The 11,459-nt window shown below is 41.9% G+C and carries 8 protein-coding genes, 15 tRNA genes, 2 rRNA genes and 1 pseudogene; 1 reads left to right on the top strand and 25 read right to left on the bottom strand.

The window, feature by feature from the left end; genetic code table 11:
* Positions 1 to 9: 9 nt before the first annotated feature.
* The 9 genes and pseudogenes from ACIQZI_RS09165 to ACIQZI_RS09125 form a co-directional block, all read right to left on the bottom strand.
* Positions 10 to 777: an HAAS domain-containing protein gene (locus ACIQZI_RS09165; RefSeq protein WP_403072240.1), complete on the bottom strand. Its 768-nt coding sequence runs from the start codon at positions 775 to 777 to the stop codon at positions 10 to 12.
* A 7-nt stretch (positions 778 to 784) separates the two neighbouring features.
* The gene (locus ACIQZI_RS09160; protein WP_403072237.1) at positions 785 to 1,108 is read right to left on the bottom strand and encodes a PadR family transcriptional regulator; all 324 of its coding nucleotides are present in this window, start codon (positions 1,106 to 1,108) and stop codon (positions 785 to 787) included.
* Between the two features lie 368 nt (positions 1,109 to 1,476).
* Positions 1,477 to 1,550, bottom strand: a tRNA-Gly gene (locus tag ACIQZI_RS09155).
* A 154-nt stretch (positions 1,551 to 1,704) separates the two neighbouring features.
* On the bottom strand, positions 1,705 to 2,490 hold the full coding sequence (locus tag ACIQZI_RS09150) for an HAD family hydrolase (RefSeq protein ID WP_403072234.1): 786 nt from the start codon (positions 2,488 to 2,490) through the stop codon (positions 1,705 to 1,707).
* A 117-nt stretch (positions 2,491 to 2,607) separates the two neighbouring features.
* Entirely contained in the window at positions 2,608 to 2,748 is a 141-nt protein-coding gene (locus ACIQZI_RS09145) for a hypothetical protein (RefSeq protein WP_403072231.1), read from the bottom strand.
* A gap of 17 nt (positions 2,749 to 2,765) precedes the next feature.
* Positions 2,766 to 3,416 (bottom strand): 3-oxoacid CoA-transferase subunit B, encoded by a 651-nt coding sequence (locus ACIQZI_RS09140; protein ID WP_062182866.1) that lies wholly within the window; start codon positions 3,414 to 3,416, stop codon positions 2,766 to 2,768.
* Positions 3,417 to 3,431: 15 nt separating this feature from the next.
* Entirely contained in the window at positions 3,432 to 4,127 is a 696-nt protein-coding gene (locus tag ACIQZI_RS09135; RefSeq protein WP_403072227.1) for a CoA transferase subunit A, read from the bottom strand.
* A gap of 27 nt (positions 4,128 to 4,154) precedes the next feature.
* A pseudogene (locus ACIQZI_RS09130) lies at positions 4,155 to 4,920 on the bottom strand (GntP family permease); the annotation flags it as partial.
* A gap of 82 nt (positions 4,921 to 5,002) precedes the next feature.
* Positions 5,003 to 5,548: a helix-turn-helix domain-containing protein gene (locus tag ACIQZI_RS09125; RefSeq protein ID WP_403072224.1), complete on the bottom strand. Its 546-nt coding sequence runs from the start codon at positions 5,546 to 5,548 to the stop codon at positions 5,003 to 5,005.
* Between the two features lie 151 nt (positions 5,549 to 5,699).
* Between ACIQZI_RS09125 and ACIQZI_RS09120 the strand changes: the two genes are divergently transcribed.
* Positions 5,700 to 7,061 (top strand): D-serine ammonia-lyase, encoded by a 1,362-nt coding sequence (locus ACIQZI_RS09120; RefSeq protein WP_403072221.1) that lies wholly within the window; start codon positions 5,700 to 5,702, stop codon positions 7,059 to 7,061.
* A gap of 292 nt (positions 7,062 to 7,353) precedes the next feature.
* Here ACIQZI_RS09120 and ACIQZI_RS09115 read toward each other — a convergent pair.
* The 16 genes from ACIQZI_RS09115 to ACIQZI_RS09040 form a co-directional block, all read right to left on the bottom strand.
* Positions 7,354 to 7,435: transfer RNA gene (locus ACIQZI_RS09115), tRNA-Leu, on the bottom strand.
* A 10-nt stretch (positions 7,436 to 7,445) separates the two neighbouring features.
* A tRNA-Cys gene (locus tag ACIQZI_RS09110) sits at positions 7,446 to 7,519 on the bottom strand.
* Between the two features lie 6 nt (positions 7,520 to 7,525).
* Positions 7,526 to 7,600, bottom strand: a tRNA-Gly gene (locus tag ACIQZI_RS09105).
* A gap of 3 nt (positions 7,601 to 7,603) precedes the next feature.
* Positions 7,604 to 7,678, bottom strand: a tRNA-Gln gene (locus ACIQZI_RS09100).
* Between the two features lie 43 nt (positions 7,679 to 7,721).
* Positions 7,722 to 7,797: transfer RNA gene (locus ACIQZI_RS09095), tRNA-His, on the bottom strand.
* A 24-nt stretch (positions 7,798 to 7,821) separates the two neighbouring features.
* Positions 7,822 to 7,895, bottom strand: a tRNA-Trp gene (locus ACIQZI_RS09090).
* A gap of 8 nt (positions 7,896 to 7,903) precedes the next feature.
* A tRNA-Tyr gene (locus tag ACIQZI_RS09085) sits at positions 7,904 to 7,987 on the bottom strand.
* Between the two features lie 15 nt (positions 7,988 to 8,002).
* Positions 8,003 to 8,075, bottom strand: a tRNA-Phe gene (locus ACIQZI_RS09080).
* A gap of 45 nt (positions 8,076 to 8,120) precedes the next feature.
* Positions 8,121 to 8,197: transfer RNA gene (locus ACIQZI_RS09075), tRNA-Asp, on the bottom strand.
* A gap of 3 nt (positions 8,198 to 8,200) precedes the next feature.
* Positions 8,201 to 8,274, bottom strand: a tRNA-Met gene (locus ACIQZI_RS09070).
* Positions 8,275 to 8,296: 22 nt separating this feature from the next.
* Positions 8,297 to 8,372: transfer RNA gene (locus ACIQZI_RS09065), tRNA-Val, on the bottom strand.
* 10 nt (positions 8,373 to 8,382) lie between these two features.
* Positions 8,383 to 8,457, bottom strand: a tRNA-Glu gene (locus ACIQZI_RS09060).
* Between the two features lie 13 nt (positions 8,458 to 8,470).
* Positions 8,471 to 8,562, bottom strand: a tRNA-Ser gene (locus ACIQZI_RS09055).
* A gap of 3 nt (positions 8,563 to 8,565) precedes the next feature.
* Positions 8,566 to 8,640 (bottom strand) — tRNA-Asn (locus ACIQZI_RS09050).
* Between the two features lie 26 nt (positions 8,641 to 8,666).
* Positions 8,667 to 8,782, bottom strand: a 5S ribosomal RNA gene (gene rrf, locus ACIQZI_RS09045).
* A gap of 116 nt (positions 8,783 to 8,898) precedes the next feature.
* Positions 8,899 to 11,459, bottom strand: a 23S ribosomal RNA gene (locus ACIQZI_RS09040); the annotation flags it as partial.

The following is an 11,459-nucleotide window of genomic DNA, read 5'->3' as shown; positions in this document are numbered from 1 at the left end:
GGACAACCATTAGACTTTTACCCTATATCTTTCTGTTATGACAAGACTTAAAATCATTAAAACAAAGATAAGAATAATGGATACAAAACCAATAATGAGAATCGTTTCATCCGTTAAATTTGAAAAACGGTAAAGGAGATCTGGGATGAATAATATTGCTGGTATCCAAATAGGAAACCATACTTTGCTCCAGATAGCGCAAGAAACAAAAATACAAGTGCAGATGACCACGACGATCCAGTTGATTGTCGTGCTCCCTTTGTAGAAAGGTTCGACAATAAGTCCACTTCCCACCAATAGAATGATAAAAAGTGCAGTCACACTTGAACTTGCAATAATTCCTACAAGGAAAAACTTTTTGTTTGAGAATTGCTTTTTCCCTGACTGTTGTAAAAAGAACACGTAAACAAGAAGTCCGATCACGGCGAAAATGGGAAACCCAATAACTTGAACCATATTTAGTTCAAATTCTCCTTTAATGGCAGGCCCCATTATTAAGTAAGCAATGACTCCTGTAAAATAGAACGGCAGATTTTTTATAAGACTTTTATAATCAGTTTTCATTTCTCTTTTTAATGAAACCATATATTGTTCTGGGGTACCATCAATGATTTCATCGATACTTCTTCCGTTTTTTTGTGTTTCAATGAGATGACCCCTTAATTCCTCTATCAATTCTTTTATCTCACTTTCATTTTTTCCTGAAGTCATAAGATAAAGTCTTAGATTATCAATAAAGGTTTCACTTTTAGCTGATAACATATTTCTTGCCTCCATTCCTTACTCACCTTCCTTTTAATAATTCATTCACTGGATCAGATATTTGTTTCCACTCCTCAATAATGGTGGATAAAGCTTCTTGTCCAGCAGAAGTTAAAAAATAATATTTTCGATTAGGTCCAAAATCAGATGGTCTCATCTCTCCTCTAATTAATCCATTCTTTTGAAGTCTTAGTAAAACAGGATAAATCGTCCCTTCACTTACATCCTTTAACCCAATATTTTGCAGTTTTTGTGAAAGTTCATACCCATAAGCAGTCTCTTTCTCGATCACTGCCAATACACATCCATCTAAAATCCCTTTTAATAATTGACTTCTTATCGACATATACACCATCCTTCAATATCTATTTGGTTAAACAAGATAGTGATCAGAAAAAAACTACGCCAATTACGTTTAATTGTTTGGAAAATCACTAATTGATTAAGCAAGATAGCTTGCTAAAAAAGTAACTACTTGATTATGCAAAGTAGTTGTTTAAAATTTACACTTTTTTTATATTCTTGTCAATGGATGTACGTCATGCTTTTGCACACGATATAAATTAGCAAGGTTGTATTATCTATTTGGAAAAGGTCAAATAACTTCCACTCAAAAAGGACCTAACCTCATAATGCGATCAAATCCTTGGTAAACATAAAAAAACGCAATGCCTCGTTCTCTATGTAACGAAACACTGCGTTAGTAGCTATGTATGGAGCGGGTGAAGAGAATCGAACTCTCATCATCAGCTTGGAAGGCTGAGGTTTTACCACTAAACTACACCCGCATGTAATTTGTCGAAATTTGCGTTTCCTTATCGATAAAATTAATTATATATTTCTTTCATGATTTTTGCAACTCTTTTTTCAAAAAATTCTACGGGGCTTTCGTGAAATTGAAAAAGTCCCCCATAGGAGAACTTTTTCATGCAATTGATTCTTTTATTTCAAAGACTGCAAAATGGGATACAACTCTTCTAAATGTGTAATCTCATAAGTTGGAATAACCTCATTTCGTTCTTTCTCATGACGATTAATCCAAACGGACTGAATGCCTAAGCGGGATGCTCCGAGGATGTCTGTCATTAAATTATCGCCAACCATTAAGACTTCATCCTTACTCACATCCATCCGTTCTAATGCATGTTCGAAAATGGATACGTCAGGCTTCCCTTTTCCGAATCCTCCCGAAATAACAATATGGTCAAAATATGGAGCAAGCTCAGGTGTAATAGCTAGTTTCGTATTTTGTAATTCTGGTGAACCATTTGTCAGCAATAATAAACGATATTTATCATGTAGCTCATCCAATACCTGGAACGTTTCGTCATAAAGAAAAGGCCGCTTTTTCCGCTCTTTGGGGAAGCGTTCCGCTAATTCAGCACCAAATTCTTCATCATTGATCCCAAGCGACTTTAAGCCCCTAGTCCAAGAATCTCGGCGGTAAGCAGGTGCAAACTCCTTCATCTTACCAAATTCGATCCCCTCATCACCGAAATCTCCCCACAATCCTTCAAACGGGTTAATGCCAATCATTTGTGTAAAAGAATAGGTCTCATACGATGCGTAAAGCTTCCTCGCTTCTTCTCGCACTGCTTCCTCTAATTGCAAAGCATCTACTTCATACTTCTCTACAGCAAACTCGCAAGTAGCTTTAAACGCTTCACTTATACTTTTTTGGTCCCATAAAAGGGTATCATCCAAATCAAAAAAGATCGCTTTAATCAACTTCAACAGCTCCTAGTTCAAATTATGTATAACTCTATCATATACACCTTTGGCTAGGATGAAAAGAGAAAAAAGAGTCCTAATATGAATGACTAGTTTCATTCTTTTTTACGAAATTTATGTATGAGGCAAGTTTTTCTTAAACAATATTATCAGTTTGTATTGGGTATTCAAAAACTTATCGGAAAGTTCGGTAATATTTTCTAACAAAAATCCAAAAGAGAAAAAAGCCTTCGCTTCTCCCTCTTTTGCTATCATGAAGCTAAAACTCCAGATTAATTATTTACCGAAAGAGTTTCACTCACCACAAAATCCGCTTCCGTTTTCGCTTTTACTTCATCAAGGGTAACCCCTTTTTGTAGCTCCACCAATTCCATTCCTGATTCCGAGAAATGGAACACCGCTAAGTCCGTGATCAAGCAATGAACGACGCCTTGACCGGTTAGTGGCAATGTACAAGCCTTCTTAACTTTAGATTCTCCATGCTTATTCACATGGTCCATAATCACGACTATTCGTTTAGCACCCTGCACTAAGTCCATTGCGCCACCCATTCCTTTTACCATTTTCCCTGGGATCATCCAGTTTGCCAAGTCGCCATTCTCGGCAACTTCCATCCCGCCAAGAATAGCAAGATCAATATGACCACCGCGAATCATCGAAAACGATTCTGCGCTGTCGAAATAGGAAGCACCTGCTTTTGCTGTGACCGTTTCTTTTCCGGCATTAATTAAATCTGGGTCTACTTCGATATCTTTCGGATAAGCACCAATTCCCAGTAAGCCATTTTCTGATTGCAACATGACATCGACATCTTCCGGAATCATATTAGCGATTAAGGTTGGCATCCCGATTCCTAAATTCACACACATTCCATCTCGTAATTCTTTAACTGCACGTTCTAGAATACGTTTTCTTCCAGTCATAACAACCCCTCCCCTTTATGCATTAGCTGTTGTAAGCCTTTCAATTCGTTTCTCATAATTATCACCAACGAAAACTTTTTGAACGTACACGCCAGACGTATGAACTTCATCCGGATTCAGTTCACCGATTCCAACTATTTCTTCAACCTCTGCGATTGTCACTTTCCCAGCTGTGGCGACTACGGGATTAAAGTTTCTAGCCGTTTTCCGATAAACAAGATTGCCAAATGGATCTGCTTTCCACGCCTTCACAAACGCGAAATCGCCAACAATTCCTTTTTCCATAATATATGTTTTGCCATCAAACTCTTTATGCTCTTTCCCTTTAGCGACCTCTGTCCCTACCCCAGTAGCTGTATAAAAAGCGGGAATTCCTGCTCCTCCTGCTCGTAGGCGTTCAGCAAGTGTACCTTGAGGAACAAGTTCTACCTCAAGTTCGCCGCTTAAAAATTGTTGTTCAAACAATTTATTTTCGCCTACATAAGAAGCGACCATTTTTTTTATTTGTTTATTTTCCAAAAGCAAACCTAGTCCCCAGTCGTCGACACCACAATTATTGCTGACTATTGTTAAATCTTTTACTCCCTTATCTCGTAAACTCGTAATTAATTTTTCTGGAATTCCACATAAGCCAAAGCCACCAACAACGATTGTCGCGCCATCCTCAATTTGTTGAATGACTTCGTCTAATGATGATAGAACTTTCCCCATTTTCCCATCCCCATTCTTTCGTATTCTTTAGCTAAATAATGATACTAAAAATGCAAGAATAAATGCGGCCGCTGTTTTCAAAATCGTAATGACAAAAATATCTTTATAAGATTGACGATGTGTTAGCCCTGTGATGGCAAGTAGTGTGATAACTGCGCCATTATGTGGAAGTGTATCCATTCCACTGGAAGCCATGGAAGCAATCCTGTGTAGCATCTCAGGCGAAATGCCAAGATTTTGTGCCAATTGCAAATAGTGACTTCCCATTACTTCCAAAGCGATGGACAATCCGCCAGAAGCAGAACCGGTAATACTTGCAAGAACGTTTACAGCAATCGCTTCAGAGACGAGTGGGTTGCTACTAGCTACTAGCATTGAAAACTGAGTCTTGAATTACTTTAAAACCAGGTAATGTTTGGACTACATTCCCAAACCCAACTTCAGATGCTGTGTTAAAAATAGCTAGCAATGAACCCATTGCAGCAGCTGTTAATCCGCTTGCCAGCTTTACTTTAATCCGTTTAACATTTAAAAGCATCGCTGCCAGTCCCCAAATTGTTAAAGCAACAATCAATGACCAAGAAGAAGTAACTGTACTAACATTAGCTATATTAAATGTGTCTGCTAATACGGTTTGATCGTACCAGTTCTTAACGGAAATTCCGCTACGGCTAAACAAATAATTGCATAAGGTTACAAGTACGAGTGGTACAATCGCCAGCCAAAAATTAGGAAGTGAAGCCCTTTCCGTACTTTCTGGTTCATTAATATGACCGGTTCCATACCCTTCCCCTTCGATTCAAATTAAAACCCATCCCTCAAAAAAACTTCAGCCTTTCAAGATAACTATGATTCTCTAGAATAACCTATTCCCATTAAAACGCAGGTGGGGTAACTGAAAATAATACAATTGCCTTTTGACTAAAATTATTTTCCCATTTATGTTTCAAATTTGCTGGTATTTTCACGCTATCACCAGCTTCTAATAGATATTCTTCTTCACCCAAATACACCTTAATTTTTCCTTCCAAAATAAATGCTACTTCTTCTCCTTTATGTTCTAGAAGATTTTCGGATGAAGAAGTATTCGAAGGTACATTCATAATCGCTGTTGTTAAATTCCCCGTAAAATTCGGCGATAATAACTCATAAGACAAATTATCGATGATCATTTTCTTACGTTTACTGGACCTAACGATTAAATCCTCCGTAATTGTTTCTTCAAGTAAAAAACTAAAAGTTGGAACATTTAGGGTTTTAGCTAAGACCTTTAAGGTTTGAATAGAAGGATTTGCCAATCCACGTTCAATTTGGCTTAGCATTGAAGGTGTAATATCAGCTAATTTTGCTAACTCTCTACTACTCAATCCTTTAGCTTTTCTATATTTTTCAACTTTCTTACCAATATCTATATTTTCCATAATCGATACTCCTTCATAATATGTTAAATTTAATTTAAATAAAGTTAATATTAATTAACATATAGTTAAGTGTGTGTTAAACTGTATTTAAGTTTATTTAATTATAATTCATAAAATAACTTGCTACAAGATAATTAGGAGGATCATACAAATGAAAGAGATTGAAATCCAGGAATTACAAACATGGAAAGACCAATATCCTTTACTAAATAAGCTCATTTCGATGGATGAAGTATTTTGGCTCAATCCAAACGTCGAAAAATTTCAATCGGGAATTAAAAAATCCCCCCTTACTCAAGAAGATGTAAGAGATGCAGAAGAAAGGTTGAAACGTTTTGCCCCATATATCGCCAAGGTTTTCCCTGAAACAAAAGAATCGAATGGTATCATAGAATCTCCTTTAGTAAGAATTCCTTCGATGAAACAATCCTTAGAACGGGAGTATCAACAGCCTATATTAGGCGAATTATTACTAAAATGTGATAGTCACCTTCCTATATCAGGATCTATTAAAGCAAGAGGCGGGATTTATGAAATTCTCAAACATGCAGAAGAATTAGCTTTTCAACATCAATTATTAACGATTCATGATGATTATTCGATCTTAGATAGTGATAGGTTTCGAACTTTCTTCTCACAATATTCAATCGCAGTAGGCTCGACTGGAAATTTAGGACTTAGTATTGGCATCATCAGTGCAAAGTTAGGTTTTAATGTTTCTGTTCATATGTCAGCTGATGCAAAACAGTGGAAAAAAGACTTGCTTAGAAGCAAAAATGTCAAAGTTATTGAATATGAAGCTGATTATAGTAAAGCTGTAGAGGAAGGTCGAATCCAAGCAGATAGTGATCCAACATGTTATTTTGTGGATGATGAAAATTCTCACGACCTATTTTTAGGATATGCAGTAGCTGCATCTCGATTGAAGAAACAATTAGAAGAGCTAGAGATAACAATTGATGAAAATCATCCTTTGTTTGTTTACCTTCCATGTGGAGTAGGTGGCGGCCCTGGTGGCGTAGCTTTTGGATTGAAATTATTGTATCAAGACCATGTTCACTGCTTCTTTGCAGAACCTACCCACTCACCATGCATGTTACTCGGTTTAATGACTGGACTTCATGATAAAGTTTCTGTACAAGATCTTGGTATCGATAATGTAACAGACGCGGATGGACTTGCTGTAGGAAAGCCATCTGGGTTTGTCGGTAAAACTATTGAGCCTTTTTTAAGTGGTAATTATACGGTTAGTGATGAACAGTTGTATAAGTTGCTAAAAGAATTAGTCGATACAGAGGGGCTTCATTTAGAACCTTCTGCACTAGCAGGCATGATAGGACCAAGTAAATTATGTACAGAGGGCATCGATTATTTACAGAAGCATAGTTTAACAGAAAAGATGAGTAAGGGTACACATATTATTTGGGGGACTGGTGGTAGCATGGTTCCTGAAGAAATGAAGAATCAATATTATCAAAAAGGGTTAAAGTTAGCGTTAGATAAACAGAAGTAATTTAACACGGGGTAATTTAACCCTGTGTTAAATTACCTTTCTTATTAAACTAACCTCCAATAGAATAAGTCCCCACACACAAACTCTTCTAAATTTTAATTTAGATATTAAAATTTCTTTGAGGGTATTGTTCCACAATCTGGTCCGTTTGCGTAATAAGAAAAAATCCTACATTATCAAAGGTTTCCTGTATTAAGACACTATTTTTGCTATTTATGAAGAATCGAAAAAGAGTTCCCACAAAATGTGAGAACTCTTTTTCTAGTGTATTTTCTTTAACTCGACCATTTGATACCGGTGGCCGGGGTCGAACCGGCACTCCTTACGGAACACGATTTTGAGTCGTGCGCGTCTGCCTATTCCGCCACACCGGCAAAAACTTTATGGAGGCGGCAACCGGAATTGAACCGGTGATAAAGGTTTTGCAGACCTCTGCCTTACCGCTTGGCTATGCCGCCATCTTTTGGAGCGGAAGACGGGATTCGAACCCGCGACCCCAACCTTGGCAAGGTTGTATTCTACCACTGAACTACTTCCGCATATGGCTGGGCTAGAAGGATTCGAACCTTCGCATGACGGAATCAAAATCCGTTGCCTTACCGCTTGGCTATAGCCCATTGTTACATATATATTCAATAATCAATTCATTATGTTTAAAAATGGGGCGACTGATGGGAATCGAACCCACGAATGCCTGAACCACAATCAGGTGCGTTAACCACTTCGCCACAACCGCCATGATGTAGATGAATTTTTAAGTTGGCAGGGGTAGTAGGAATTGAACCCACACCGAAGGTTTTGGAGACCTTTGTTCTACCTTTAAACTATACCCCTATAATTAATGGTGGAGGGGGGCAGATTCGAACTGCCGAACCCGAAGGAGCGGATTTACAGTCCGCCGCGTTTAGCCACTTCGCTACCCCTCCATATTAAGTTACTGATGGCTCAGGACGGAATCGAACCGCCGACACAAGGATTTTCAGTCCTTTGCTCTACCGACTGAGCTACTGAGCCGGTTAATTTATATTAACAACAAGCTTGTTTAACTACTAAATAAAATGGCGGTCCGGACGGGACTCGAACCCGCGACCTCCTGCGTGACAGGCAGGCATTCTAACCAACTGAACTACCGGACCAGATTGCGGGGACAGGATTTGAACCTGCGACCTTCGGGTTATGAGCCCGACGAGCTACCGAACTGCTCCACCCCGCGATAATAGAAATGATGAAAATAATGGTGGAGGATGACGGGATCGAACCGCCGACCCTCTGCTTGTAAGGCAGATGCTCTCCCAGCTGAGCTAATCCTCCGTTATTTATATGGTGACCCCTACGGGATTCGAACCCGTGTTACCGCCGTGAAAGGGCGGTGTCTTAACCGCTTGACCAAGGGGCCACATTATTTAGAATGGCGGAGAGCAAGGGATTTGAACCCTTGAGACAGGGTTACCCGTCTACACGATTTCCAATCGTGCTCCTTCGGCCACTCGGACAGCTCTCCATATGGCTCCGCAGGTAGGACTCGAACCTACGACCGTTCGGTTAACAGCCGAATGCTCTACCACTGAGCTACTGCGGAATAATATAATGTGGTTTTAAAAAACTGCCTGGCAACGTCCTACTCTCACAGGGGGAAACCCCCAACTACCATCGGCGCAAAAGAACTTAACTTCCGTGTTCGGAATGGGAACGGGTGTGACCTCTTTGCCATCATTACCAGACATTTTTTCTGAAAGACATTTATTATTATATCATACTTTTAAATAAAGTCAATAATATTTTTTCATTCCTTCAAAACTAGATAATAAGAAGGGTTTTTGCTTTTTTCAAGAACAATAAGGTTAAGTCCTCGATCGATTAGTATCAGTCAGCTCCACATGTCGCCACGCTTCCACCTCTGACCTATCAACCTGATCATCTTTCAGGGATCTTACTAGCTTACGCTATGGGAAATCTCATCTTGAGGGGGGCTTCATGCTTAGATGCTTTCAGCATTTATCCCGTCCGCACGTAGCTACCCAGCGATGCTCTTGGCAGAACAACTGGTACACCAGCGGTGCGTCCATCCCGGTCCTCTCGTACTAAGGACAGCTCCTCTCAAATTTCCTGCGCCCACGACGGATAGGGACCGAACTGTCTCACGACGTTCTGAACCCAGCTCGCGTACCGCTTTAATGGGCGAACAGCCCAACCCTTGGGACCGACTACAGCCCCAGGATGCGATGAGCCGACATCGAGGTGCCAAACCTCCCCGTCGATGTGGACTCTTGGGGGAGATAAGCCTGTTATCCCCGGGGTAGCTTTTATCCGTTGAGCGATGGCCCTTCCATGCGGAACCACCGGATCACTAAGCCCGACTTTCGTCCCTGCTCGACTTGTAGGTCTCGCAGTCAAGCTCCCTTGTGCCTTTACACTCTACGAATGATTTCCAACCATTCTGAGGGAACCTTTGGGCGCCTCCGTTACATTTTAGGAGGCGACCGCCCCAGTCAAACTGCCCGCCTGACACTGTCTCCCGCCCCGATAAGGGGCGCGGGTTAGAATTTCAATACAGCCAGGGTAGTATCCCACCGACGCCTCGACCGAAGCTAGCGCTCCGGCTTCACAGGCTCCTACCTATCCTGTACAAGCTGTACCAAAATTCAATATCAGGCTGCAGTAAAGCTCCACGGGGTCTTTCCGTCCTGTCGCGGGTAACCTGCATCTTCACAGGTACTATAATTTCACCGAGTCTCTCGTTGAGACAGTGCCCAGATCGTTACGCCTTTCGTGCGGGTCGGAACTTACCCGACAAGGAATTTCGCTACCTTAGGACCGTTATAGTTACGGCCGCCGTTTACTGGGGCTTCAATTCAAAGCTTCGCCTTGCGGCTAACCTCTCCTCTTAACCTTCCAGCACCGGGCAGGCGTCAGCCCCTATACTTCGCCTTGCGGCTTCGCAGAGACCTGTGTTTTTGCTAAACAGTCGCCTGGGCCTATTCACTGCGGCTTTTCCGGGCTATTCACCCTAAAAAGCACCCCTTCTCCCGAAGTTACGGGGTCATTTTGCCGAGTTCCTTAACGAGAGTTCTCTCGCACACCTTAGGATTCTCTCCTCGCCTACCTGTGTCGGTTTGCGGTACGGGCACCCTACATCTCACTAGAGGCTTTTCTTGGCAGCGTGGAATCAGGAACTTCGGTACTATATTTCCCTCGCCATCACAGCTCCGCCTTGATGGAAACGGGATTTTCCTCGTTTCCGGCCTAACTGCTTGGACGCGCATATCCAACAGCGCGCTTACCCTATCCTTCTGCGTCCCCCCATCGCTCAAACGATGTATAGGTGGTACAGGAATATCAACCTGTTGTCCATCGCCTACGCTTTTCAGCCTCGGCTTAGGTCCCGACTAACCCTGAGCGGACGAGCCTTCCTCAGGAAACCTTAGGCATTCGGTGGAAGGGATTCTCACCCTTCTTTCGCTACTCATACCGGCATTCTCACTTCTAAGCGCTCCACCAGTCCTTCCGGTCTAGCTTCAACGCCCTTAGAACGCTCTCCTACCACGGATACCATACGGTATCCATCCACAGCTTCGGTGTTACGTTTAGCCCCGGTACATTTTCGGCGCAGAGTCACTCGACCAGTGAGCTATTACGCACTCTTTAAATGATGGCTGCTTCTGAGCCAACATCCTGGTTGTCTAAGCAACTCCACATCCTTTTCCACTTAACGTAAACTTGGGGACCTTAGCTGGTGGTCTGGGCTGTTTCCCTCTTGACTACGGATCTTATCACTCGCAGTCTGACTCCCGAGAATAAGTATTTGGCATTCGGAGTTTGACTGAATTCGGTAACCCGTTGGGGGCCCCTAGTCCAATCAGTGCTCTACCTCCAATACTCTCATCTCGAGGCTAGCCCTAAAGCTATTTCGGAGAGAACCAGCTATCTCCAGGTTCGATTGGAATTTCTCCGCTACCCACACCTCATCCCCGCACTTTTCAACGTACGTGGGTTCGGGCCTCCATTCAGTGTTACCTGAACTTCACCCTGGACATGGGTAGATCACCTGGTTTCGGGTCTACGACCTCATACTCATGCGCCCTATTCAGACTCGCTTTCGCTGCGGCTCCGTCTTATCAACTTAACCTTGCATGAAATCGTAACTCGCCGGTTCATTCTACAAAAGGCACGCTATCACCCATTAACGGGCTCTAACTACTTGTAGGCACACGGTTTCAGGATCTATTTCACTCCCCTTCCGGGGTGCTTTTCACCTTTCCCTCACGGTACTGGTTCACTATCGGTCACTAGGTAGTATTTAGCCTTGGGAGATGGTCCTCCCTGCTTCCGACGGGATTTCTCGTGTCCCGCCGTACTCAGGATCCACTCAGGAGGGAACGAAGTTTCAGCTACAGGGTT

Origin of the sequence: Peribacillus sp. NPDC096379 (assembly GCF_044762875.1) — a bacterium.
GTDB lineage: Bacteria > Bacillota > Bacilli > Bacillales > DSM-1321 > Peribacillus.
This window is presented reverse-complemented; position numbering and strand designations above follow the sequence as displayed.